The sequence below is a fragment of the Luteolibacter sp. Y139 genome (assembly GCF_038066715.1).
Lineage (GTDB): Bacteria > Verrucomicrobiota > Verrucomicrobiia > Verrucomicrobiales > Akkermansiaceae > Haloferula > Haloferula soli.
Map to the genome: position 1 here is coordinate 367,965 of NZ_JBBUKT010000006.1, position 23,029 is coordinate 390,993.

21 protein-coding genes are annotated in these 23,029 nt (G+C 63.0%); 4 read left to right on the plus strand and 17 right to left on the minus strand.

What is annotated here, in order from left to right; all coding sequences use genetic code 11:
* The first annotated feature begins 85 nt into the window (after positions 1-85).
* From WKV53_RS17050 to WKV53_RS17060, 3 genes are all read left to right on the plus strand, one after another.
* Positions 86-1,105 carry a glycoside hydrolase family 43 protein gene (locus WKV53_RS17050; RefSeq protein WP_341405982.1) on the plus strand — a complete coding sequence of 340 codons (1,020 nt, stop codon included), beginning with the start codon at positions 86-88 and terminating at the stop codon, positions 1,103-1,105.
* 85 nt (positions 1,106-1,190) lie between these two features.
* The gene (locus WKV53_RS17055) at positions 1,191-1,949 is read left to right on the plus strand and encodes a peptidoglycan recognition protein family protein (RefSeq protein WP_341405983.1); all 759 of its coding nucleotides are present in this window, start codon (positions 1,191-1,193) and stop codon (positions 1,947-1,949) included.
* Positions 1,946-2,356, plus strand: coding sequence for a YkgJ family cysteine cluster protein (locus WKV53_RS17060; RefSeq protein ID WP_341405984.1), 411 nt, complete (start codon positions 1,946-1,948; stop codon positions 2,354-2,356). Before WKV53_RS17055 ends, WKV53_RS17060 begins: the two co-directional genes overlap by 4 nt.
* 63 nt (positions 2,357-2,419) lie before the next feature.
* Here WKV53_RS17060 and WKV53_RS17065 read toward each other — a convergent pair whose 3' ends face one another.
* The 16 genes from WKV53_RS17065 to WKV53_RS17140 form a co-directional block, all read right to left on the minus strand.
* Positions 2,420-3,193, minus strand: coding sequence for a PEP-CTERM sorting domain-containing protein (locus WKV53_RS17065; RefSeq protein ID WP_341405985.1), 774 nt, complete (start codon positions 3,191-3,193; stop codon positions 2,420-2,422).
* A 207-nt stretch (positions 3,194-3,400) separates the two neighbouring features.
* On the minus strand, positions 3,401-3,946 hold the full coding sequence (ilvN, locus tag WKV53_RS17070) for an acetolactate synthase small subunit (protein ID WP_341405986.1): 546 nt from the start codon (positions 3,944-3,946) through the stop codon (positions 3,401-3,403).
* A 115-nt stretch (positions 3,947-4,061) separates the two neighbouring features.
* Positions 4,062-5,789, minus strand: coding sequence for a biosynthetic-type acetolactate synthase large subunit (gene ilvB, locus WKV53_RS17075; RefSeq protein ID WP_341405987.1), 1,728 nt, complete (start codon positions 5,787-5,789; stop codon positions 4,062-4,064).
* A gap of 169 nt (positions 5,790-5,958) precedes the next feature.
* Positions 5,959-6,723 (minus strand): Rieske (2Fe-2S) protein, encoded by a 765-nt coding sequence (locus WKV53_RS17080; protein ID WP_341405988.1) that lies wholly within the window; start codon positions 6,721-6,723, stop codon positions 5,959-5,961.
* Between the two features lie 11 nt (positions 6,724-6,734).
* Positions 6,735-7,355, minus strand: coding sequence for a hypothetical protein (locus WKV53_RS17085; RefSeq protein WP_341405989.1), 621 nt, complete (start codon positions 7,353-7,355; stop codon positions 6,735-6,737).
* Positions 7,352-9,292, minus strand: coding sequence for a heavy metal translocating P-type ATPase (locus tag WKV53_RS17090; RefSeq protein ID WP_341405990.1), 1,941 nt, complete (start codon positions 9,290-9,292; stop codon positions 7,352-7,354). Before WKV53_RS17090 ends, WKV53_RS17085 begins: the two co-directional genes overlap by 4 nt.
* Positions 9,282-10,376, minus strand: coding sequence for a protease modulator HflK (gene hflK, locus WKV53_RS17095; protein WP_341405991.1), 1,095 nt, complete (start codon positions 10,374-10,376; stop codon positions 9,282-9,284). The genes WKV53_RS17090 and hflK (WKV53_RS17095) overlap by 11 nt, the downstream gene beginning before the upstream one ends.
* Positions 10,373-11,455, minus strand: coding sequence for a protease modulator HflC (gene hflC / locus WKV53_RS17100; RefSeq protein ID WP_341405992.1), 1,083 nt, complete (start codon positions 11,453-11,455; stop codon positions 10,373-10,375). Before hflC ends, hflK (WKV53_RS17095) begins: the two co-directional genes overlap by 4 nt.
* A complete protein-coding gene (gene hflK, locus WKV53_RS17105) occupies positions 11,452-13,218 on the minus strand; it encodes a protease modulator HflK (protein ID WP_341405993.1) in 1,767 nt (588 codons plus the stop codon). Before hflK (WKV53_RS17105) ends, hflC begins: the two co-directional genes overlap by 4 nt.
* An 82-nt stretch (positions 13,219-13,300) precedes the next feature.
* Positions 13,301-14,977 carry a PhoX family protein gene (locus WKV53_RS17110; protein ID WP_341405994.1) on the minus strand — a complete coding sequence of 559 codons (1,677 nt, stop codon included), beginning with the start codon at positions 14,975-14,977 and terminating at the stop codon, positions 13,301-13,303.
* A gap of 33 nt (positions 14,978-15,010) precedes the next feature.
* Positions 15,011-15,856 (minus strand): DUF4394 domain-containing protein, encoded by an 846-nt coding sequence (locus tag WKV53_RS17115; RefSeq protein WP_341405995.1) that lies wholly within the window; start codon positions 15,854-15,856, stop codon positions 15,011-15,013.
* A 405-nt stretch (positions 15,857-16,261) separates the two neighbouring features.
* Positions 16,262-18,007, minus strand: coding sequence for an alkaline phosphatase (locus tag WKV53_RS17120; RefSeq protein WP_341405996.1), 1,746 nt, complete (start codon positions 18,005-18,007; stop codon positions 16,262-16,264).
* A 127-nt stretch (positions 18,008-18,134) separates the two neighbouring features.
* Complete coding sequence (locus WKV53_RS17125; RefSeq protein WP_341405997.1) at positions 18,135-19,292, minus strand: PQQ-dependent sugar dehydrogenase; 1,158 nt, start codon at positions 19,290-19,292, stop codon at positions 18,135-18,137.
* A gap of 64 nt (positions 19,293-19,356) precedes the next feature.
* The gene (locus WKV53_RS17130; protein WP_341405998.1) at positions 19,357-20,592 is read right to left on the minus strand and encodes a M16 family metallopeptidase; all 1,236 of its coding nucleotides are present in this window, start codon (positions 20,590-20,592) and stop codon (positions 19,357-19,359) included.
* A gap of 1 nt (position 20,593) precedes the next feature.
* Positions 20,594-21,280: a 2-C-methyl-D-erythritol 4-phosphate cytidylyltransferase gene (gene ispD / locus WKV53_RS17135; RefSeq protein ID WP_341405999.1), complete on the minus strand. Its 687-nt coding sequence runs from the start codon at positions 21,278-21,280 to the stop codon at positions 20,594-20,596.
* Positions 21,281-21,284: 4 nt separating this feature from the next.
* Positions 21,285-21,740: a GatB/YqeY domain-containing protein gene (locus WKV53_RS17140; protein ID WP_341406000.1), complete on the minus strand. Its 456-nt coding sequence runs from the start codon at positions 21,738-21,740 to the stop codon at positions 21,285-21,287.
* Positions 21,741-21,944: 204 nt separating this feature from the next.
* On the opposite strand from WKV53_RS17140, the gene ykgO reads away from it, so the two are divergent.
* The gene (gene ykgO / locus WKV53_RS17145; RefSeq protein ID WP_264485342.1) at positions 21,945-22,109 is read left to right on the plus strand and encodes a type B 50S ribosomal protein L36; all 165 of its coding nucleotides are present in this window, start codon (positions 21,945-21,947) and stop codon (positions 22,107-22,109) included.
* Positions 22,110-22,191: 82 nt separating this feature from the next.
* On the opposite strand, the gene radC is transcribed toward ykgO, so the two are convergent.
* A complete protein-coding gene (radC, locus tag WKV53_RS17150; RefSeq protein WP_341406001.1) occupies positions 22,192-22,890 on the minus strand; it encodes a RadC family protein in 699 nt (232 codons plus the stop codon).
* Positions 22,891-23,029: the final 139 nt, after the last annotated feature.

Here is a 23,029-nt window from a genome sequence, read left to right on the forward strand (position 1 = left end):
GAATCTGCTTTCCGCTTTTCTTCCGGTTGGGTGCCGGGTGCTTCCTTTGGCTGCGCTCTTCGCCACCCTTCATGCTGCCGAACCGATGACGTCCATCCGCTCCGGAGAAGTTTGGCCCGATACCGAGGGCAAGATGATCGATGCCCACGGCGGCGGGATGCTTTTCCACGAAGGGACCTACTACTGGTATGGCGAGATCAAGCAGGGCAAAACCTACCTGCCTGACGTGAACAAGTCGTGGGGCGGCACGCGCGTCGATGTGACCGGTGTTTCCTGCTATTCCTCGACCGACCTGCTGAAGTGGAAAAAGGAGGGGAATGTGCTGCCGGCGGTGAACGATCCGGCGAGCGACCTGCATCCCGGGAAGGTTCTGGAACGGCCGAAGGTGATCTACAACGCGAAGACCAAGAAGTTCGTGATGTGGTTCCATGCCGACAGCCTCAATTACGCGGCGGCGGGCTGTGGCGTGGCTGTATCCGACACTCCGAACGGGACCTTCAAGTATCTCGGCAGCTTCCGTCCGGACAAGGGTGTGTGGCCGGTGAATGTGACTGAAGAGGACAAGAAGGATCCGAAGTCACCGCTGGCTCGCGATTTTGAAAAGGGGCAGATGGCCCGTGATCTGACGGTGTTCGTGGATGATGATGGCAAGGGTTACCTCTTCGCCGCCTCGGAGGACAATGCGACGATGCACATCTCCGAGCTTTCCGATGACTATCTGAAGACGACCGGCAAGTTTGCCCGCGTCTTCCCCGGCCGGTTGATGGAGGCGCCGGCGGTTTTCAAACGGGGTGGCAAGTATTACATCATCGCCTCCGGCTGTACGGCGTGGGCACCGAATGCGGCGCGCTCGGCGGTGGCGGATTCGATCTGGGGACCATGGAAGGAACTCGGGAATCCATGCCAGGGCGAGAAGGCTGACATCACCTTTCAATCCCAAGGAACCTATGTGCTCCCGGTGGCTGGAAAGGCGGACAAGTTCATCTTCATGGCGGATCGCTGGAACAAGGACAACCTGCCGGACTCGCGCTACATCTGGCTGCCCATCGGCTTCGAAGGTGAGAAGCCGGTGTTGCACTGGATGGGCGAGTGGAGCCCGAAGTGAGCGAGCCATCGTGGAGGATCGATTGCTTCACTTTCCCTTACTCTTCGGGCTTTCCGGGGAATCGGGATCGTGGTAACGCCTTGCCATGAAATATCCGTTCGTGGTGGCGATGCTGGCTTTGTGCGCAGTGTGCTTTCATTGCAGCCAGGTCGGCCCCATCGACGGAAGCGACGAGGTGGTCGGGTCATTCGGAGTGCCTGCTCCGGGATCTTCGCCGCAGCATCCGGTGACGGCGGGAGGGGGGATGTCTTCTTCCGCTCTCGCCCGCGAGATCAACCTGAAGGTGGACATGGTCGCCAAGGGAACCCACGGCCGGAAGGTGGTGCGGCCAATGAGGCCACGCTACATCACGATCCACTCGACGCAGAATTATTCGGCGGACGCGGAGCGGCATTCGCTGGCCCTGAAGCGTGGCGCGCTGCGCTCGGCGAAGCGGCCGGGTGGCAACCGCATTGGCTATTTGATCTGGCATTTCACGGTGGATGACCATGTGGCGATCCAGCACATGCCAGTGACCGAGCAGGGGGAACACGCGGACTTCGATGGTCCCGGCAACCGCTACTCGATCGGGATCGAGATGTGCGAGAACCGCGGCAATAACCAAGCCGCCACGATCGAGCGTACCGCGAAGCTCACGGCCAAGCTGATGCATGAGAACGGTATCCCGCTCAGCAACGTGGTGCCCCACTACCACTGGCCGCGCCGCGGGAAGAATCCGCCGAACAAGAACTGTCCGCATTTCCTGATGGATAATGGCCGGCCGGGCGCGAAGTGGCGGTGGTTCCTCGGTCGCGTGGATTACTACTACAAGCGTGCCTACCAGCAGAGCTACGTGGCGCGATGACCGGACCTACTCGTGAACCTTCCAGTGGCAGCCCGGGCAATCGCGAGACGCTGCTGGATCCAGAGCGCTTCTACGTCTGCCAACGCTGCACCGCGTGCTGCAAGTGGCCGGGCGATGTGCGGATCGAGGAAGATGAGATTGCCCCGATCTCTGCTTTTCTCGGCATGACCGAGGAAGAGTTCATCGCTCGCTACACCCGGCTGCGGACCAATCGCAACGGGCTGTCCCTGATCGAAAAGGACAATCACGAATGCATCATGCTGGAGGCCGGTGGATGCCGCATCCATCCGGTGAAGCCGGAGCAGTGCCGGGGCTTTCCGAACAAGTGGAACTTTCCCGGTTGGCGGGAGGTGTGCGAGGCCAAGCCGGTGCCGATGGAAGAGGCGCGGGCGAGGGGATGGGTATAACCGGACCACAAAAAAGCCCGGGCTGCTGAGGCAGACCGGGCTTGGTGGTAGAAAACGATTTTCCTAGCGACGGCGGCGGCGCAGGAGGGCCAAGAGGCCAATGCCCCCGAGCAGGGCCGTGGCAGGTTCCGGAACGACGTAGACCGAGACGCTGTCGACTGTCAGGCCTGCGGCTGAGCCCGCAGCGCCTTGGCGGAAGTGGACCGAAGCGAGCGAGGTGGCGTCGGTTCCGATGGTGGTCGCGGCGACATAGGCTGTATCGCCGGTGCCATCTTCGGTTGTTGGGTTGATGAACAACGCGCCGGTGTCATTGCCGGTGCCGCTGACCACGTCGTAGCGCACCAGAATCGAGTAAGACTGGCCGAAGCTCAAGACGGTGGTACCGTAGGTCACGGCTCCCGAGCCGGTGCCGAGCGCCATGACGAAGCCGGCACCAGAGCTCTTAATGAAGGTGCGGGCGTAGAAGTTGTTCGCTCCACCGTCGCCCAAGTGCAGGAAGTAGTCGCCGGTCGCCTGAGCGGATCCCACGGTAATCTCCGCCAGCATGTAGATGCTGCCGCTGGTGACGGCAGGAGTGAAGGTGTGCCTCAGGTCTTCGCCGGAAGTGGTCAAGCTGATCGTTCCGTCGGTGGCGGAATTGGAGACTACCGGGCTATTGGTTCCGGCACCGCTGATGGCGGACCAGCCATCTTGACCGGCCAAGGCAATGTTGGAGTAGGTGGGAGCGTTGAAGTCCGTGCTGTAGAGGACGGTGGCTGCTTGGGAGGAGGCAGGCGCGGCCCACAGGGTGCAGGCAGCAAGGGCGCAAAGGAGGGATTTTAGACGTGGGGAGTCCATGGGGCGGCTTTTTTTAGGGAGTTGGAGAGGTAAACGATTCTTTTACCTCCTGAAAAATCCCGTCTAGGAGAGCAGCCCCAATGCCACAGGGGAAGGAAAACCGTTCATTGGGTCGAACGCGTCACATGAATGAACCAACAAAAAATGCCTCCCGCCGGGATGGCGGGAGGCATTCTGCAATTTTACGCAATGAGGGCCGGGGCGATTTCAGGTCGCCTGCTCGCCGCGGGCCATCACGACCTTGCCGGTGCGGACGGTCTCGATGATGTCGAACTGCGAGAACATGCCGACGGCGGCATCGATTTTCAGGCTGTCGCCGGTGATCATGACGATCATCGAGGCCGGGGTGAGATCGACGGTTTTGCCGCCGAAGTGCTCGGTGATCTGGAGGGCCTGCGAGCGATCTTCCGGGGAGCACTTGATCTTGATCAGGATCATCTCCTTGGTCACCGAGTCCGCCGAGGTGTGCTCGAAGCAGTGGATGACGTCGATGAGCTTGGAGACCTGCTTGATGATCTGATCGAGGCCCTGTGGGTCGCCGCTGATGCCGATGGTCATCCGCGAGAAGTTCGCGTTGCGGCCTTCGGAGACGACGAGGGAGTCGATATTGAAGCCGCGACGGGAGAAGACCTGGCAGATCCGCATCAGGACGCCCGGCTCGTTATTCACGAGAATGGACAGCGTGTGGATGGCCCCACGGCGCGGGATGAAACCGGTGCCGGGTTCTTCGGTAGTGACGATGGTTTGGGACATCGGAAAGAAAGTTTTCAGTGAGAAGTTTTCAGTTTTCAGGAACAGCCGATGCGAGGGTCAGTGTTCAGCCAGGAGGTCCTGAAAACTGAACACTGGAAACTCGCAAACTTCGACGTCACGTCGAACCCACGGGCTTGGCCATCTGGGTCTTCGGCGGTTCGGTGATCATGTCCTCGAGGGCGGCGCCGGCCGGGATCATCGGGAACACGTTGTCGGTCTTCACGCACTCGGCGTGGATGAGGATGGGGCCGTCATTGTAGGCGAGGGCCTTTTCGAGCTGCTTGGTGACGTCAGCCGGGCGCTTGATGAAAACGCTCGGGATGCCGTAGGCCGCGGCGAGCTTGCAGAAGTCGGGGTTGCCGACGAGGTCCACACCGCTCTCGCGGTTTTCGAAGAACAGTTCCTGCCACTGGCGCACCATGCCGAGGTAGTGGTTGTTCAGCACCACGATCTTGATCGGCAGCTTGTGGATGGCGGCGGTGGAGAGTTCGAACAGGGTCATCTGGAAGCCGCCGTCGCCGGAGATGGAAATCACGGTCTTTTCCGGATGGGCGAGCTGAGCGCCGATGGCGGCGGGGAAGCCGAAGCCCATGGTGCCGGCACCGCCGGAGGAGAGCCAATGGAAGCTCTCGCTGTTCTTGTAGAACTGTGCGGCCCACATCTGGTGCTGGCCCACGTCGGTGGAGACGATGGCCTTGCCTTGGGTGAGTTCGCAGAGTTCATCGATCACCTGCTGCATGCGGAGGCCGCCTTGCTTCTTGTAGTTGAGCGGGAACTTCTTCTTGTAGCCGTCGAGCTTGGCGAGCCACTCGCCGGTTTCGAGCTTGCCGACCTTCTCGTTGATCTCGGCCAGCGCGGCCTTGGCGTCGCCGACGATCATCACGTCAGGCTGGATCATCTTGTTGGCTTCGGCCGGGTCGATGTCGATGTGGATGATCTTCGCGTCCTTACAGAACTTGGCAGGATTGCCGATGATGCGGTCGTCGAAGCGCGAGCCGATATTGATCAGCAGGTCGCACTCGATCATCGCCTTGTTGGCGTAGGCGGTGCCGTGCATGCCGAGCATGCCGAGCGAAAGCGGATGAGTTTCCGGGAACACGCCCTTGCCGAGCAGGGTGGAGGTCACCGGTGCGCCGATGGTTTCGGCGAAGTGGCGGAGCTCCTTGTCAGCGCGGGCGATCATGGCACCTTGGCCGGCGAGGATCACCGGGCGCTTGGCCTTGGCGATCAGCGCGGCGGCTTCCTTCACCTTGTCGCGGTCGATCTTGAAGGAAGCGCTCACGTCGTAGCCGGGCAGGTTGAAGGGCGGATTCATCGGGCCGGTGAAGGCGCCGGAGGAAATGTCCTTCGGGATATCGATCAGCACCGGGCCGGGACGGCCGGTGGTGGCGATGTGATACGCCTCGCGGGCGATCCGCGGCAGCGAGTTGGTGTCCTTGCAGAGATAGTTGTGCTTCACCACCGGCATCGTGATGCCGAAGATATCGGCCTCCTGGAAGGCGTCCTTCCCGAGCATCCAGGTCACGGTCTGGCCGCAGAGCACGATCATGGGCACGGAGTCCATCATCGCGGTCATCAGGCCGGTCACCGTATTGCCGGCACCGGGGCCGGAGGTCACGAGGACCGCGGCGGGCTTGCCGGTGGCGCGGGCATAGCCATCAGCCATGTGGACAGCGCCCTGCTCGTGGCGGACGAGAATGAACTTCATCTTCGTCTTGACCGTCTCGAGTGCGTCGAAGATCGGAATGGCTGCTCCACCGGAGTAGCCGAAAATGTACTCGATACCGAGGTCATCGAGCGTTTTGATGAGGGCTTGCGCGCCGTCTAGTTTCTCCTTGCTCATGGCAAAATGGGGTTCCGGGACGGAAGTAAGCCGGAAGTTTGCCTTGGGCAATCTGAAAATTGCGATTTTCTGCCTAAATTGAGCGATCGCTTTTCCTTGGTTGGTGAAAATCGGCGAATTTTAGGTCAAGTTTCCGAAATTACCGCGGTGATCTGACTGAAAATCGGGATCAGAAGGGAATCAGCTTCAGGGCCACCGCATAGAAGCCCTTGGGACCGGTAGCGTCGACGTAGGCGGACACGGTTCCGTCTAATTCGGGGAATAGCTCGGTGGCATTTGCCGGGCCGGCTGGGGTGAGCGAGAAGGGTATCACCGTGAATGGGCCATCGGGTTTTTCGGCATGGCGGATCTCGTATTTTGCGTAGCCGGTCACTGGGAATTGAAGCTTGAGGCGCAGATTGCCGTTCTGGTCGCGGGTCTGCATCGAGATCGAGCGGACACTGAGGGCAAGGTCCGGGATGGAGATTGAGACGATGCCGCTCGTGGCGTCGAAGGTGGTAGGAAACCGTGCGATGTCATTCTGTGCCGGCTCGGTGGATTGGCCGTTGCTGTCGCGGAAGACCTTGCCCTCGATGTCATAGCGGGAGCCATGGCAGGGGCAGCGCATGCGCGCCACGCCATCGACCACCGCGTAACGGCCGACGGTGCAGCCCTGGTGGGTGCACTTGGAGTCGAGCGTGACAAAGGTGGTGGCGTCGACGCGGTTCAACGTGAAGGGCTTCAGGTAGTCGATGAAGACGAGTTGGATGGAACCGAGCGGCTCGGCGAGCGGCGGGTAGTCGGAGATCTTCAGGCGGAGGACGGCGGGGCCCGAGGACTGTTCGGCGAGCACGGTGCCGGCCCACTGCGGGCCGAGGAGGGCGGTGGCGCTGCCAAGGACGAAGCGCTTCACCCAGGTGCGACGGGTGAAGGAGGAATCCGGGAGGGAATTCATGGCGGGGTGGGTTAGTAGCCGGGAGCACCGGAGACGAGGTTCTGGATGCGGTCGGGAGGAAGAGGAGCGGCGCGGATCTCGTCCTCACCGATCACGCCGCCTCGACGGGCTAGGGCGTAGATATCGAAGAGGGTTTGTTCCTGCAGGGGGCCGGGCTCGAGTGTCGCGGCCCATTCGAGGGCGTGACGCGGATCGCCGGCTTCCGCGATTTGGCCGGAGATGCGGGCGAGTGCGGGCTGGTAGTCAGCGAGACTGGCTTGGTGCTCCAGCCAATCGGCCGCGGCTGCCGGGTGCGCTTCGAACCAGGCGGGTAGTGCATCCTGGAGTTCCTTGGTGTCGCCGCGCTTCAAGAGGTCCGAGACCTGCCGGGCGTGATCGATGGGGACGGTGACAGGTGAGATTCCGAGGCTTGCCGGATCGATGACAGAGGGTTCGCGGGGTTTTGCGGGCGACGCCACCCGTGCGGCTTCCCAGAAGGGGGATTCGCGTGATGGCAGGCGCGCTGATTTGGTTGGGAGAGGCAAGGGTGAGGGGCGCACTCCGGTTTCCGTTCCGGGCTGCGTGAGGAAAGCAATCGCGAGCGCCGCCGCGATGCCTGCGCCCAGACAGGTGGCGACGAGGGCGCGGTTCATGCGGGAGCGGGGGCTTCGCCCGTGGCGGGCAGTTCTTCAGTAATCTCTTCCGAGATGCACTCCATGCCATCGAAGCGCAGCAGGCGGGCGCTGTTGAAGATCACGAAGAAGGCGCTGAACTCGTGGAAGAAGGCGGCGGCGATCGGATTGACGAAGCCGAGCGTGGAGAGGGTGATCGCGATGATGATGAAGACGAAACCGCAGAGCAGGTTCTGATTGATGATGCCGACCGTCTTGGCGGAGAGCAGCAGCAGGTCCGGCAGGCGGCGCAGGTCGCCGGACATCAGCGCGACATCCGAGGTGTGGACGGTGACGTCATTGCCGAGGGCGCCCATGGCCACGCCGAGATCACCTTCCGCCAGGGCTGGGGCGTCATTGAGTCCATCGCCGACGACCATCACTTTGCGGCCTTCGGCGCGGAGTAGCCGGATGAAGGCGAGCTTGTCCTCCGGCAGGCAGTTTGCTTGGAAGCGGTCGATGCCGGTGTGAGCGGAGATGTGGGCAGCGACTTCGGTGCGGTCGCCGGTGAGCATCACGAAGTCGGCGATGCCAAGCGAGCGGAGGCGAGCAAGGGCTTCGCGGGCTTCCGGACGAATGCGGTCGGCGAGCAGGAAGGTGGCGACGTGCTTGCCATCGACGGCGAGCAGCACGAGCGATTGGCGGGTGAAGTCGGGCGGGTGGATCGCGAGGGTGACGCCGGATTTCTCCAGGAACGAAGGGCGGCCAACGAGCACGCGGCGGCCCTCGACGCGGCCTTCCAAGCCGAGGCCGGAGTGCTCGGTGAAATCGCCGACTTCGGGATGGTCCGCGGTGGCGACGGCATTCGAGATCGCGCGGGCGACGGGGTGGTTTGACTTGCCCTCGATCGCGGCCGCGATGTGCAGGGAGGAGGCGGTATCGAAGTCCTCCGTGTGGACCAGGGTGTCCTCAAGCTCGAGCTTGCCTTGGGTGAGAGTGCCGGTCTTGTCGAAGACCACGGTGTCGACCATGCGAGCGGATTCGAGATGGCGGACGCTCTTGATCAAAAGCCCCATGCGGGAACCTGCGGCGATGGCGGAGACCATGGCCGAGGGACTGGCGAGCACGAAGGCGCAGGGGATGGAGACGACCAGCACGGCGATGGCGCGGCTCACGTCCTGCGTGAAGAGGAAGACGGAAGCGGCGATCAGCAGGATCAGCGGCGTGTAATAACGGGCGTAGTCTTCCGCGAGCGAGATGATCGGCGCTTCGGACTCCTTCGCTTCCTCGATGATCGATTGGACGCGGCCCATCACGGTATCGCTGCCGGCACCGGTCACGCGGGCCTCGATGGCTCCATTGAGATTCGCGGTGCCCGCGAAGATCTCCGAGCCGGGGCCGACCTCGACCGGCACGGACTCGCCGGTGATACGGGATTGATCAATGAGGGCAGTGCCGGTGAGGACGCGGGCGTCGGCAGGGATGGCCTCGCCGGGACGGACCACGATCTCATCGCCGGGCACGAGTTCGGACGCTTCCACTTCTTGCTCGGCACCATTCCTTTTCCGGCGGGCGCGGATGCGGGAAAGTTGGCGGAGCTTCGCCAAGGCCATTTCCACGCCGACGGTGGTGCGCTCCTCCAGCATCTGGCCGAAGACCAGCACGATGGCGACGATGCCGCCGGTGAGATACTTGCCGGTGGCGAGGCAGGCGGCGAGGGCGAGGACCACGTACTGGTCCATGTAGAATTGCGTGGCGGCGAATCCCGTCGAGCGGATCGCGGTGATCATGCCGGAGACGATGGGGATCGCGACGATGAGGGAGCCGGCGAGGGCGAAGGCGCCGCTCAAGCCTTCCTGGTCCGGACGCAGCCAGCCGGTCACTGCGGAGGCAATCAGCAGCATGCTGGCAACGAAAAGCAGGCGCAGGCGCTTGCGGGTGCCGGGATCGAGAGCGTAAGGGGAATCTTCAGTGTCCATACTCCGGCGACGGTTCGAGGATGAGGGAGGGCCGGGCTTGATCTGCGGGCAAGAGGGTGCGGGAGCGGATGCGTCCCATCACGGTGTCCAGGGTCTCTTGAAGCAGCCGGCCGGAGACGAGTTCCGGCTGCTGGCGGTAGTTGACTAATAGAGCAGTGAAGGCGGAGGACTCGCCCTCTGCGTCGGCGAGCAAGCCGGAGGCATGGCCTTCGGCGCGATGGCGGATCGAAGCGGCCTCGCCTTCGCTTTGAGAGAGCGTGGTCGATTCATACTGGCGGGCGTTTTCGAAGAGGGTCTTGGCGAATTGCTTGGCGTTGGTCACGTCCTCGAAGGCGGCTAGCACCTGCGAAGGGGGCGAGAGTTCGCGGATATCGATGCCGGAGATGACAACGCCGAGTTGCAGGCGGGTGGCCTCGTCCTGCACTTCCCGCGCCGCGGCGGAGGCGAGGTCGCGGCGGTCGGACGTGAGGCTGGCATCGATCTTGCGGTCCGCGAGCTGGCGGGTGATCGCGCGATAGCCGAGCTTTTCTAACAGAGTCCCAATGCCCTCGCCGGCGGAGGCGTAGCGGAAAGGCTCGGCGATGCGGTAGCGCAGGACGAAGCTGCCCTGCACCACATTGAAGTCCGAGCTGAGCGAGTAGCCACGGGTGACGGGATCGAGTGACCTGCCCTTCACGTCATCGTATTCGCTGTAGACGGCCCCACCGACGGCGGTGGTCTTCATTTTCTCCGCCATCTGGGCATCGGTGAATTGAACCGCCTTGTCGGGATCCTGGATCTTGGCGCTGTCCATTTTCCAACGGTCCAAGGGCAAGGCGAGATCCTTGCCGGTCTCGAAGCGCAGGACCTTGTCGAATGGCTCGGGCAGACCGACGAGCAAGCCGGGGCCGTGGACCTGTGGTTGGAGGCGGCCGAAGCGGAGGAGAAGCGCCTGCTCCTGCGGCTGGATGGTGCGGATGCCGGAGAGTGCGTAGAGCAGCAGCAGGATCGCGAAGACCCAGCGCGCATGGGCGGTGAGGTGCTTGAGCAGGATCAGCAACGCTTCGACCGCGCGACCTTCCGACCTGAGCGAGTGCTTCTTCATTGGTCGAGCGTGACGGGTGTCGCCGGCAGTGTGGTGGCTTCAGGAAGCTGCGCGGGCAGTTGCGGTGCAGGCTGAGATGAAACCGGCTGGTGCTCGGTGAGCGCGGGAGCGGGCACTGGTGGCGCCACCGGCTGCGAAGGCGCAGGCGACGGCACGGGCTGGAGCGAAGGCGGATGGGCATCGCTTTCCTTCAGCCAGTGGAAGGGGGCCACGCTGGTGTCCAGCACCACGGTGGTGTTCTTGTCGACGACGGTGCGCAGGCTCTGCAGCTCGCGGAGAAAGCGATAGAATTCAGGGGCCTCGCCGTGGGCCTTGGCATAGACCGCGGCGGCTTCGGCTTCGGCCTTGCCTCGGATCTCCTCGGCCTGGCGCTTGGCTCCGGCGATCATGCCGCTGGCTTGCTTGTCGGTCTCCGCTTTCATCTCGGCGGCCTTGGCGCGGCCCTCGGCACGGAATTGAGTGGCCTCGCGCTTGCGCTCGGCGCGCATGCGGCGGAAGACGGATTCGGTGTTCGCCTCGGGAAGCTGGATCTGGGTGATACCGGTGGAGAGCAACTCGATGCCCATGGTCTCGCGTGCATCGTTTGCGGCGAGGGCGAGCATTTCCTTCTCCAGGTCCTGAAGCAGTGAAAGGCGACCTTCCGCGGCGACGAGATCGCCGAAGGGATGACGGCCGAGCACGGTATTGCGCGCGGAGGTCACCAAGGCATCGAGTTTGCCGCTAGCGTTCGCGGTGTCGGAGACCGAGACGTGGAAGCGTAGAGGATCGGCGACTTTCCAAGTGAAGAAGACGGGCACGATGACGTTGCGCTGGTCCTTGGTGAGGGTTTCGCTGAGGCGGATATCGGCATGCTGGAGGCGGCGGTCGATGCGGACGACGCGCTCGATCGGCGCGGGGAGGCGCAGGTAGAAGCCGGACTTGTCCAAGGTGCGCACCGGCTTGCCGAAGCGCAGGACCAGCGCGCTCTCCGTCTCGCTGACGATGAAGCCGCAGGCGGAGGCCAGGACGGCGAGGCCTACCGTGAGGATCAGGCCGAGGCGCAGGGTGGCGGTGCGGCGTTTGCAGGATTCTTCACTCATTTCTTCTGCGGGGAGGCTTCGGGTTTGAAGAGGTAGTCATTGTCATCCGGCATGGAGACGGGTGCGGGGATCTGGCCGCGGTCGGTGCGAAGGAAGCCCTCGATGTCGAGGTCGAAGGCATCGCGCGATTTGGAGGGGCGTGGCACCAGGGTCTCCGGCGCGACGGGGGCGGTATCGACGAGATCCGGGTTCAGCACCTTGCGGAGATCGAGCTGGGTGGACATCGAGGAGCGAATGCGGTCGTCGAAGATCGCCTTCTTGGTATTGGCCAGGGTGTCGTCGAAGACCCGGAAGCCCTCGCGCAATTCAAAGAGCGGGCGGGATGCTGCCCAGGCATCGCGGCGCAGCGTGAAGCGCGTGGTTTCGCCCTTGGCGCGGTCGAGCCGGCTCGAGGCGGCGGACTCGGCATCGACGACGATCTGATAGGACTCGCCGCGGGCGCGGGTGGAAAAGTCGCGGCGATAACTTTCGCCATCGTGGATAAAGGCTTCCCGCTCTTCCATGGCGGCCAGCACTTCCTGATACGAGGGGGCGACCTGAACCGGCGGATGGACATCGCGCAGGCAGATTTCCTCAATGCGGATGCCGGCGCGGTCGTGGTCCAGCGCTTCCTGAAGCTGTTGCTGGAAGTCGCGGCGGATGTCCTCGCGCGCGGTGGTCATTACTTCCGCGGCACCACGCCGGACTGTTAGATCAAGCAGGATACGATTGCCGATGTCGCGGACGAGTCTCTCCGGATCGGCGGCACCGCGGAGATAAGCCGCGGCATCGGCGATGCGGTAGTGGATGGGCACGGAGATCGAGAGCAGGTCATCGCCGCCGCCGACGAGCGACATTTCCTCGCCCTCGTAGTGGGCGCGCTCCCAGAGGATGGGCTGGCCGGGATCGGAGCGGAAGCCGAGGACGGTCTCGTGGAGCTTGCCGGTATCGACGCGATGCACGGTGCCGAGCGGCCATGGGAGGGAAAGATGGAAGCCGGGATCGAGCGATGTTTCATCCCACGCGCCGGCGGTTTGGCGCACTCCGCTCTGAGCGGCACCGACTTCATGGAAACAGGTGCCGAGCCAAGAAAGAAGAAGTGCAGAGAGAAGGAGGGGAAGCAACTGGCGGCGCAACGCGGGCCACATCCACATTTCGGGAAGCTTCAACGAGAAGGCATCCTCATCCGTGCGCGGGGCCGGGAAACAGGCGCGGCCCTCCTTGCCCATCCAGCGAAAGAAAAAGAAGGCGCCGGGTGGCAGCAAGGTCTCCCAATGGCGGCGCGGCGTGTAGAGCCGGGAGACGAGTTTTACGAAGGTGTCTGCTGCCAGGATGGTGACGAGGCCGCAGAAGCCCCAGCCAAGAACCAACTGGACCGCCGCCGGCAAGTAGGAGGCGGCGAAGAGGATTCCAGCTGTTAGAAAATGCAGTGCCACCGCGAACCTGCCCAGCATGCCCTGCAGTGGCGAGGTCTTGTCCTTGTGGAGCGAGGCGAGGATGCCGAGGAAGGCGCAGAGGGTGCCGGCGATCAATGCGACCACCGGGAAAACGACAGGAAGGACGGACCAAGCCTGTGTCCTGTTAGAAAGGAAGAACCAAGCGCCGGAAGCGGAGAGCGCGGCAAGCAGGCCGAACCATGCGAGGCGACCGCTCGCGAGCGCAGCTAGAAGCGCAAGCGCTCCGGCGAGGGGGAAGAGCCAAGGCAGTCCTTGCGACGCGGCCAAGACGGCGAGGAGCAAGGCTTCTGCCCAGAGAAAGGCGGCTTGTAGCTTGATGCGAGGCATGGGGGTCCCGAGAACGGGGAAGACCGGCCGGGAACAAGCCCGGCCGGTCATTGTCAATGAGGCTGGAGACGAAGCTCAGGGATCAAGGCTTCGGATGCATGAGCAGCACCTGGCCGTCTTCGACGTAGGAGGCAACCGCCTGCGCCTTGGTCAGCACGCCGCCGAGACCATCCGGGCAGTTGGCACGCATGCCGGCCGGATTGCTCTGGAGGTGACCCTGAACGTTGATCAGGAAGGTGCCGGGACCGAAGACGGACTCGGTGTTGATCACGCCGGAGGTTTCCCAGAGGCCGGCGGTGTTCTGGGTCGAGTAGGTCGGAGCCACGCCGCTATCGCGGGCGAAGGTCACCGGGTAGTTGAAGGTACACTGGAGCTTGGCCGCGTAGTTGTTGTGGCGGTCGAGAGTCCAGGTGCCGCCATTGCGGCCATAACGGGCGAAGACGGCGTCAGCCGGGGCATTGCGGTCCTCGCAGATGACGATGAAGTCCTTCGAGATGGCGATGTTGTCGATGCTGACCGGGAAGTCGGTGCCGTTGGCGATGATGCCACCGGTGTAGGTGCCGAGCGTGCCGGTGGCGCCGTTGGCGGCCACGAGCTTGCCCGGGGTGCCGGTGTAGGTGCCGCCTGGGGTGACAATGTTCGCCGAGTTGTAGATGACGCTGAGGGTGCCGTTGGCCAGCGGATTGGTCGGATTGAAGGTCACCTCATAGAGACGGCCGAGCGGGTTCGGGCCGCTGCCACCGGTGGTGGAGAAGAACATGCTGCGGGTCGGCTGGGTCGGGTCGAACTCGGCGTCTTCCACGCGGACAAATCCGAAGCCACCGACATTGTCCGCGGCGACCGAGAGCTGGCCGGAGGTGAGCGTGGCGGCATTCGGGATTTCCACCCACTTGATCGGAAGGCTGCCGCTGGTGAAGCTGCCTTCGTTATGCTGGGCGGCGGCACCGGCGAGCACGTAGACCTTGCCGTTGGTGAGGCCATTCTTGTCGAGCACGCTGGTGGAGCGGCGCTCCTTGTTGCCGACATACATGTAGACGTAGGAGCAGACGTTGTTCTGCGGGGTCGGGCCGTCTTCGGTGGAGACGATGACGGTGAGCGCGTCACGGCGGGGCTGCACGATGGTCGTTTCACGGGTCACGCGGCCGAGGTCCGGCACGGTGTACATCTTGCCATCGGCGACCACCACGGTCTGTGGTCCCTGGGCATCATACATGCCGCTGGTGGACTCTTCGTTGGCGAAGAAGACGGGGCGATCGAAGCCGTGTTCAGGGCCGGCGAAGGAGCCCGAGCAGAAGCGGGTGAAGGCGGAGGTGTCGCCTTCCTGTGGCGGGCGCGCCGCCTGGAAGGTATTCTCAAGGTAGAGGTCCTTGTGGGCGACGGTGCCGCTGACGATGCCGCCGTCGTTGCTCAGCACGAAGCGGGAGATCCATGCACCTTTGTAGCGGGTCACGCCCGGGAACGGACGGGAGAGGTTGGCATCGGTCAACTCGTGGGAGCAGAAGAGGATATTCTGGCCGGTGACCGTGTCCTTATAGAGGCCCATGGCATCCGGGATGCCGCAGAAGGCGAAGTCCGTGGCGCCGGCCGGAGCGGTGCCAGCGGTGAGCGGCAAGCGGTCACCGACGGTGACGATCGGCTCGAAGTTGAAGTCAGAGGAGGCGGTGCCGAGGAGGTAAGCGCCTTCGGTGGTCTTCACGCCCTGGGCGTGGAGAGAGGACGCCAGCGCCAGGCCGACAAGCGTGATGGAGGTGGATTTCATGGTGTTGTGGAGTAGGGAGTGGGGAGAGTTTTTTCAGGCGTTGGAACGACGGCGGCGCAGCAGGGCGAGAGCGCCGAAGGCACCGAGCAAGGCGGAGGATGGCTCTGGCACGGCCATGCTGCTGATGCCGGTGCCGCTACCGAATGCGCCCACTGGAGTGGCGGCACCGGTGAGGGAGTCGATCGAGTAGAGCGTGGAGGTCAGGCCATCGGTCGAAAGCGAGGCGAAGAGGTTGCCATTGAAGTCAACGACGAGGCCGCCGAATGAAGTGACGTCGAAGCCGAGCGATCCGACGGTGAAGAGTTCAGCGAGATCCGGGCTGAAGCTGCGCACCAGGGAATTGGTGGCGCTATCGAGCATGAAGGCGGAGCCGAAGTCGCCGTCGATCCCAAGGCCGAAGATGTTCGGGGCCGAGCCTTCGTGGGCATCGCCGGAACCGTAGAAGAGGCTGGGATTGGAGGTCACGGCCCCCGCCATGTTCAGGGAGAAGTTTTCCGAGGCGTCGGTGAGGAAGGAGAGGGATCCTGAGAAAGGATCGTAGGCAAGGCCACCGCTGAAGCCAGCGGGCGAGAGAGAATGGGAGACGAGGTTCGCGGCACCGTTGGAGGCGACGCTGTAGAAGTTGGCATTACTATCGATGCCGTAGAGGACACCCGTGCTGGGATTGTAGGTGATATTGACGAGCGTCGCGAAGGGGTCGGAGGTGACACCATCGGAACCTACAAGGCCGCTCACGGCAAACGAGGAGGTGAAGACCGCTGGCGTGGCGCTATCGAACTGGACGAGGTGATTGTCCGTGGTGACGCCATAGAGCGATGCGGCCGAAGCGGCGGGGGCGAGTGCCAGGATGGCGAGTGAGAATAGCAGGTTGGTTTTCATAGGAGGTGGATCGCGTAGTGGAGGCGAGGGGCCCGATCCCCGGATATGCTCCCGGACGGGTAGCGTAGGATTGCGAAATCCCAGCGGCTGATTGCCAACATCGTGTCGAAACGAGACCGTCATATGGCAATGTCGCCATCGACGTCCGGCATGCCATTCAACCAATTCGTAACACCGACGTGCGTGCCTCGATCCGGACTTCTGTTAGATCGCGCAATGGAAAGCTCGTGCCGCGTGCTGAGGTGGCATCAAAGCACAGTCCTGAATGGCAAACACGAAGAAGCCCGCCGGGATGGCGGGCTTGGAGTGACCGGACTGCGTTGATTGAAGAAACAGAATCGATCATGTTGCGATCTTGCCTGGAATCGCCGATCTCTGGTTGGCGACGAGATCGTCAAGTGTAGCTCATTCTCTATCGTAGTTCTGATCGACGATCTGCAAGCGCTGTCTTTCCTTCTCCAATCGGTCCAGCTTGGTGGTGTCGCTGTCGAGAACGCGGGCCATTTTGAAGAAGAGGTCGGTCTGATCCCAGATGCCGGTGAACAGGCTCGCGCCGGGTCCTTCCGCGGAGATGGGGACGGGACTGGCGGTGTGGTCGTGCGTGCGGAAGCCGACGGCCATTCGATAGCGGTTGTCATTCCGGGGATAGCCGGTGGTGGAGTCGGTTTCGTAGTCGGGGAAGCCAGAGGCACCTCCGGTAAGACCTGCATAGCCGGACTCGGCGCGCACGTTTTCGGTGGCTCCGGGGGCGTCGCCGTCGACCACGCCGAGCACTTGCATTGATTGATTGTGATCCGCGGTGGCCAGCACGAGCGTGGGACGTTTCGGATTGGCCTTCGCGAAGGCCCGGCTCACGCCGATCGCCCGGTCGAGTTCGATGACGTCCCAGATGGTGCCGGCGGCCTGGTTGCCATGCGATTGCTTGTCCACCGAGCCGCCTTCCACCATGAGGATAAACGGGGAGTCGTTTTTCGATAGCGAGGCGATCGCCTTGGCGGTCATTTCCTCGAGGAAGGGTTGGTCGGGGAATGTCGGCGTGGCGGTGGACGACTCGTCAGCGGGGCGAAGGTAGCCGAGCTTGTCATAGGCGACTGTCATCGCGTCGCTGTGAAACAGGCCGATCAGCTTGTCGGGTGGCTGGGCGAGCGCATTCAAGCCACTGCGATCGGCGACGTGGACGTAACCGAGCGAGACCAGTTCCTGAATCAGATTCCGGTTGTCGGCACGGGCATCGAACTGGGTCTTGCCGCCGCCGAGGATGACATCGAATGCTGGGCCACTGTTGAACGTGCCGTCGACGAATTGGCGGGCGATGTCCTGCCACTGTCCGCGGGAGATCGTATAGGATCCTTCTGCTGCCGGTGTGGCGTCGGTGACTTGGACGGTCGTGACGATTCCGGTCTTGTAGCCATGGAGCCGGCGTAGGTAGCTCCAGAGTGTTTCAAAACGAGGGTTGTCGAGCAGGGCTTCGGAGGTTCCGCGCCAATCGTTGTTGTCGGGGAAGACGTTGAGCGCGCCGTTCACGGTCTTGTTGCCAGAGGACCAGGCGCTCGCGGTATTGGCCGAGTCCGGCACCAGTGCGTTGTGCGAGTGAGTGAGCACCATGCCAAGGTAGGGCATGCGATCCATTTCTAACAGCTGGTCAAAGAATCCGCCGCGAAATCTTCCGCCGGTACTGCGCGAGACGATGCGCCCGGCATCGCGATAGCTCTCGCCCATGGCATCGCCGATGAAGAGGATGATGTTCTTCTTGTTGCCGGGGCGCGCCTTGAAGCGCTGCACGCCGATCTTGCGAGTGTCGCTGCCCGTCCCGCTTGCGTCGTGGACTTCGGCGACGATGGTCTTCACTCCCTCGACCGGAAAACTCCTGGCGCGGAAGACCCAGGCCTTGTCGATGTCGCCGGGGAGCGAATCGTTGTCAGTGGTTGCTTCATCGGCCGTGCCGAATTGCGAGCCGATGTCGTTTCCCAGCTCATCACGCAGCACCAGCGTGGCGCTGGTATCCGTAAGACCACGGGCTTCCACCCGGAGATCGAAATACTGCCGGGTGAGCAGGCGGCAGCGTTCGGGAAGGTCGAGATTGACCTGAGGTGCGGCGAGGAGGATGGGTGAAACGGCAGCGAGACAGACAAGCGGTAGAAGCCTGGACATGGCGTGGATGGGTTTGCGGGCCCGTGACGAACCGGCGCGATCTCTCGGCGCCGGGGTTCACGGCCATCCTCCACCATGTGCATCTGTGGCGGCGCGACAACGAGATTCTCCCGCCCTCACCGACCGATCACTTGTCCACGATTCGCAGGATCGGCCCGCTTTGATCGACGATGTAGAGGTTTCCGGAGGGATCCTCGCCGAACGAGGTGATCATTCCGAGCTTGCCGCCTTCCGGCTGGAAGTCGTCGGTGTAATCCTTGAAATCGGTAGCCTTGTCGCCCTTGAGGACGAAGGACCAGACGCGGCGGCTCTGGTAGTCTGCGAAGATGTAGCGGCCTTGCAATTCCTTGACGGGACCGCGGTAGACGTAGCCGCCAGTCACGGAAAATCCTTCGTCTGACTTATTTCCATGGGCGTAGCTGTAGACCGGCTCCACGTCGTTCTTCGGGGCTGGTCCGCCGATCTTGTCGTTGGGATTCTTCTTGTCGGCTTCGCGAAGACGCCAGCCGAAGTTGGAGCCCGCGCCTTTACCCTTGGGCAGGTAATCGATTTCTTCCCAGTGGTTTTGGCCGACATCGCCGATCCAGAAATCGCCGGTCTGGCGGTCGAATGAGCAGCGCCACGGGTTTCGCATGCCGTAGGCCCAGATTTCCGGCTTCGCGTCTTTCTGGCCCACGAACGGGTTGTCCTTAGGAACCTGATAGCTGTCCTCGGGTGAGGTATCGATGCGCAGGATCTTGCCAAGGTAGGTGTTCAGATTTTGGCCGTTGTCGTGGGGATCGTCACCGGCGCCGCCATCACCGGTGCCCACGTAAAGCATTTGATCCGGTCCGTAGGCGATCCAGCCCCCATTGTGATTGTCGAAGGGTTGCTTGAAGGAAAGCAGGACGGCTTGGCTGTCCGGATCGGCTGACTTGAAGTCCGGTCCTTTTGCGACGAAGCGGGAGATGCGGGTGTTTTGGTCGCGGTCGACGAAGTTCACGCAGAAGCGGCCGCTTTTCTCGAAGTCCGGTGCGAAGGCGAGCCCGAGGAGGCCTTCTTCATTCCCCTTGCGGCGAACCTGCGAGGAGATGTCGAGAAACGGCTCCGGCTGCTTCTGGCCGGTCTTCGCGTCGATGATCCAAATGCGGCCGACTTGCTCGATCACCCACAGGCGGTCCTTTACGTGCGATGGTGCGCCGACCCAGAGCGGGCGCTCGAAGCCGGTGGCGACGGTTTCCACGCCGGGCTTGGCGTGGGCGAAGGTGACGGTGGCGAGTGACGCGACGAGAACGGTGAGGCGCATGATCGGCGAAGCTAGCGGCACTCGCGGCGGGCGCAACCCGGCAGCTTGTCTCCGTGCCGTATCCTCAATCGGGAAGGATCTCGGCGAGCGCCTGACGGGACTCGACCAGCATCTCGGCGGCGATTTCGCGGATTTCATCCGCAGTGACCAGCTCCCACTCGCGGCGCATTTCTTCCGGTGTCACGAGGCGGTCATATTGCAGCAGGCAATCGCCGACCCATGAGGCGTGGGCGGCGGTGCTTTCCATGGCCATTTTTGTCTGGCTGACGGCGAGGCGTTTGGCGCGGGCGAGTTCATCGGCTCGCGGGCCGTTTTTCCGGAGGTCTTCGATCTCGCGGAAGATGCACTCCAGCGACTCTTCCCGCGAGTCGGGTGCGAGTCCGGCGTGAATCTCCAGCGAGCCGGCTTCGGCGAAGAGATTCACGTCGCAGGAAATCTGATAGCAGAGGCCACGCTTCTCGCGCAGTTCCTGGAAGAGCCGCGAGCTCGCGCTTTCACCGAGGATCATCCCTAACAGCCGAAGCGCATGGCGGCGTGGATCGCGCCGTCCCAAGGTACGGAAGGCGAGTGCGAGCTGAAGTTGCTCGGTGTCACGCGTTTCCTTGAGGTGACGTGGTGCGGTAAGGGTTGAGGGATCGAGCTCATTGATTGAGGGCAATGAACGTGACGTGGGCAGGTGCGGCAGCAGGCGCTCGCGTGCCTCGTCCACGCTGAATGGTCCGGCGACTGCGATGACCACATCCTTGCGGAAGTGGTGAAGGTCGCGGAAGGCGGCCAAGGCCTTCTTGTCGATCTTCGTGATGCTCTTCTCCGTTCCGGCGATGGGTTCGCCGAGCGGATGAGGGGACCACAGTGCTGCGGAGATCAGGTCGCCGATGTGATCGGACGGGCTCTCGCGATACATCACGATTTCCTCGCCGATGACCTCGCGTTCCAGTTTGATCTCCGCTTCGGGAAAGGCGGGGTGCCAGACGAGATCAGAGAGCATGTCCGCCAGCAGCGGCAGCGTTTCCGCTTCGCCGCGGGCCTCGTAGGTTACTTCGTCTTCGGTCGTGCAGGCATTGAGCGAAGCACCCACGTCTTCGGTTTCGAGGCTGATCGCTCGCGCGTCGCGGCGAGCGGTGCCCTTGAAGACCATGTGCTCGACGAAGTGAGCGAGGCCGCTCTGCTTCGCAGGATCATCGCGGCTGCCGGCCGGCACGTGGATGGAAAGCGCTGCGCACTCGGATTCCGGCAAGGTTGCGACGGCCAAACGAAAGCCGCCGGGCATCTCCACCATTTCATAGCGCGCACGGCTCATGTTACTTCAGGTCGTCGACCTCGGTTCCTTGCATCAGCAGGGCAGTCGCCAGCGCAATATCGGCGGGCACCGTGATCTTGGGATTGGGAAACGCGGAGACGACCAGCTTCGTCGAGATCCCCATGGCTTCCACCACCGAGACTTCATCCGTCACGATCGTCTGGCGCTCGAGAATGCCAGCGTAGGCGCGGCGCAGGAGGGAAGTGCGGAAGATCTGCGGCGTCTCCATGGCCCACAGATTGGTGCGATCCACCGGGTAGCGGGAAAATCCCTCGGCGTCCGCCTTCTTCAAGGTGTCCGCCACTGCGTGCGCCAGGGTGGCAGCCCCAAATTTCCGTGCCGCCTCGATGCATTCGTCGATGGCTTCCGGCCGCACCAGCGGGCGGGCACCATCGTGGACGGCGACGAGCATGTCTTCCGCCCCAAGGATGGCCAGGCCATTGGCCACCGAGTCCTGGCGGTGCTCACCTCCGTCGACGCGGTCGATCGGCTTCGTGTAGACTTCGTCTTCCAGCAGGCGGAAGCGTTCTTCGGGGCAGACCAAGACCACCCGTGAGATGCCGCTGGCGCGCATGAAGGCGTCGACGGTGTGGGCTAGCACGGACCTGCCGTGGATCTCCGCGGCCAGCTTGTCGAAACCCATCCGCCGGCTGGTGCCGGAGGCCACGATGACGGCGGCGCAGCCCATGGTGTCAGGAAAGGCGTTTGGCGACTTCCTGTGAGAGGGTCTTGCCATCGGCACGACCGGCGGCGCGTTCCTGGGAGAGCTTCATGACCTTGCCCATGTCGGCCTTCGAGGCGGCGCCGGTTTCGGTCACCACGGCATCCACCAGCGCGGCGATCTCTTCGGCGGTCATGGCTTTCGGCAGGTATTTCTCCAGCACGGCGATTTCGGCCTTCTCGGTCGCGGCGAGTTCCTCGCGGCCGGCGTTGGAAAATTGCTCGAAGGAATCCTGACGCTGCTTGATCTGCTTGCGGATCAGGGCGGCGACCTCGGCGTCGTCGAGCGGCGCGGTCAGGTGGCCCTTTTCGATGGAGGCATTGCTCATCGCGGTCTTGAGGGCGCGGAGAGCATTCAGGCTCACGGCGTCCTTCGCCTTCATGGCGGATTTGATGTCTTCAGGGATGCGGGCGGCAAGATCGCTCATGGAGCGGCCTTGTTAGCCGCTTGCCTTGGGGCGGGGAAGTGGAATCCTTGCCGGGAGGCTTGTTGGCAGGCAATCGGGGAAGGGATGAGAGAAAAGTTAGGAAAGCTAAAAGAAATCGGTATTTTTGCGCGAGAATCGGCTTTACATGCCTGACTCGCTCCCTAGATTCCGCGGCCCGCACCGAACCTAACGCGCGATTTTCCCATGAAAGTTCTTTCCTCGCTCTCTTCCGCCAAGCGCCGCCACGCCGATTGCCAGGTCGTGAAGCGCAAGGGCACGCTCTACGTCATCTGCAAGAGCAACCCGAAGTTCAAGGCCCGCCAAGGCGCGACCAAGGGCACCCGCCTTTCCAAGCAGGGCGTGAAGTAATTCCCGCAGCGGAATTTCCAGTTTTAAGAAGGCAGCCTGCGGGCTGCCTTTTTGCGTGTGCAGGGGAAGGCGTGGATTACCGCTACCTGCTTATGATCCCGGCTTCCCGGAAGGAGAAGTAAGGGAGCCGCCCGCCTTCCGGCCGGCCGATGATGACGTGGTCGAGGAACACGAGCTGGAGCAGATCGGCCGACTCGATCAACCGGCGCGTAAAGCGGTCGTCGGCTCGACTTGGCGTCGGATCGCCTGAGGGGTGGTTGTGAAGGAGGACGAAGCCGTAGGCACCACGGGTGATTACGGGGCGGAGCACCTCTCGCGGATGAGCGGAGGTTTCATTCAGGGTGCCGGTGCTGATTTCCACGGTGCTGGTGTGACGCAGCCGGGTATCGACGAGAGCAACCAGCAATTGCTCGTGGCGGATCCATGCGAGCCGTGGGGCGAAGGTCTTGTAGATGATGTCGGGTGAGTCGAGGGGCTGCTGGGCCGTTTGCTCGCGAGCGGCGCGGGCTCCGAGTTCGAAGGCGGCGACGAGTTGGCAGGCCTTGGCCAGGCCGAGGCCGGTTTGGCGGGATAGCTCCTCGACGCCTGCGCTGCCGAGCGAGCCGATGGAACCGTAGTGCTCCAGCAGGTCGCGGCCGATCTGGATGGCGCTGCGGCCTTTGATGCCGGTGCGCAGGAAAATCGCCAGCAGCTCGGCATTGTCCAAGGCCCCGGCTCCGAAGCGGGCGAGCTTCTCGCGGGGGCGTTCATCGAGGGGGAGATCGGTGATCCGTAGATCCATGGTCGTATGAACACCGGTTTGGGCGGGGTTGGCGAGAAAATTTTGACGGGCGAAACGTGCGGTAGGACGCCTCGGTGATGGGCCGGAAGGTCTCCGAAGACTGCAAGGGTGGCTTCGTCCGCACTCGGAGAGTGCGGAC

Coding starts and splice junctions, on each gene's coding strand:
- WKV53_RS17050 (WP_341405982.1), top strand. CDS start 86: ATGACGTCCATCCGCTCCGGAGAAGTTTGGCCCGATACCGAGGGCAAG.
- WKV53_RS17055 (WP_341405983.1), top strand. CDS start 1,191: ATGAAATATCCGTTCGTGGTGGCGATGCTGGCTTTGTGCGCAGTGTGC.
- WKV53_RS17060 (WP_341405984.1), top strand. CDS start 1,946: ATGACCGGACCTACTCGTGAACCTTCCAGTGGCAGCCCGGGCAATCGC.
- WKV53_RS17065 (WP_341405985.1), bottom strand. CDS start 3,193: ATGGACTCCCCACGTCTAAAATCCCTCCTTTGCGCCCTTGCTGCCTGC.
- ilvN (WP_341405986.1), bottom strand. CDS start 3,946: ATGTCCCAAACCATCGTCACTACCGAAGAACCCGGCACCGGTTTCATC.
- ilvB (WP_341405987.1), bottom strand. CDS start 5,789: ATGAGCAAGGAGAAACTAGACGGCGCGCAAGCCCTCATCAAAACGCTC.
- WKV53_RS17080 (WP_341405988.1), bottom strand. CDS start 6,723: ATGAATTCCCTCCCGGATTCCTCCTTCACCCGTCGCACCTGGGTGAAG.
- WKV53_RS17085 (WP_341405989.1), bottom strand. CDS start 7,355: ATGAACCGCGCCCTCGTCGCCACCTGTCTGGGCGCAGGCATCGCGGCG.
- WKV53_RS17090 (WP_341405990.1), bottom strand. CDS start 9,292: ATGGACACTGAAGATTCCCCTTACGCTCTCGATCCCGGCACCCGCAAG.
- hflK (WP_341405991.1), bottom strand. CDS start 10,376: ATGAAGAAGCACTCGCTCAGGTCGGAAGGTCGCGCGGTCGAAGCGTTG.
- hflC (WP_341405992.1), bottom strand. CDS start 11,455: ATGAGTGAAGAATCCTGCAAACGCCGCACCGCCACCCTGCGCCTCGGC.
- hflK (WP_341405993.1), bottom strand. CDS start 13,218: ATGCCTCGCATCAAGCTACAAGCCGCCTTTCTCTGGGCAGAAGCCTTG.
- WKV53_RS17110 (WP_341405994.1), bottom strand. CDS start 14,977: ATGAAATCCACCTCCATCACGCTTGTCGGCCTGGCGCTGGCGTCCTCT.
- WKV53_RS17115 (WP_341405995.1), bottom strand. CDS start 15,856: ATGAAAACCAACCTGCTATTCTCACTCGCCATCCTGGCACTCGCCCCC.
- WKV53_RS17120 (WP_341405996.1), bottom strand. CDS start 18,007: ATGTCCAGGCTTCTACCGCTTGTCTGTCTCGCTGCCGTTTCACCCATC.
- WKV53_RS17125 (WP_341405997.1), bottom strand. CDS start 19,292: ATGCGCCTCACCGTTCTCGTCGCGTCACTCGCCACCGTCACCTTCGCC.
- WKV53_RS17130 (WP_341405998.1), bottom strand. CDS start 20,592: ATGAGCCGTGCGCGCTATGAAATGGTGGAGATGCCCGGCGGCTTTCGT.
- ispD (WP_341405999.1), bottom strand. CDS start 21,280: ATGGGCTGCGCCGCCGTCATCGTGGCCTCCGGCACCAGCCGGCGGATG.
- WKV53_RS17140 (WP_341406000.1), bottom strand. CDS start 21,740: ATGAGCGATCTTGCCGCCCGCATCCCTGAAGACATCAAATCCGCCATG.
- ykgO (WP_264485342.1), top strand. CDS start 21,945: ATGAAAGTTCTTTCCTCGCTCTCTTCCGCCAAGCGCCGCCACGCCGAT.
- radC (WP_341406001.1), bottom strand. CDS start 22,890: ATGGATCTACGGATCACCGATCTCCCCCTCGATGAACGCCCCCGCGAG.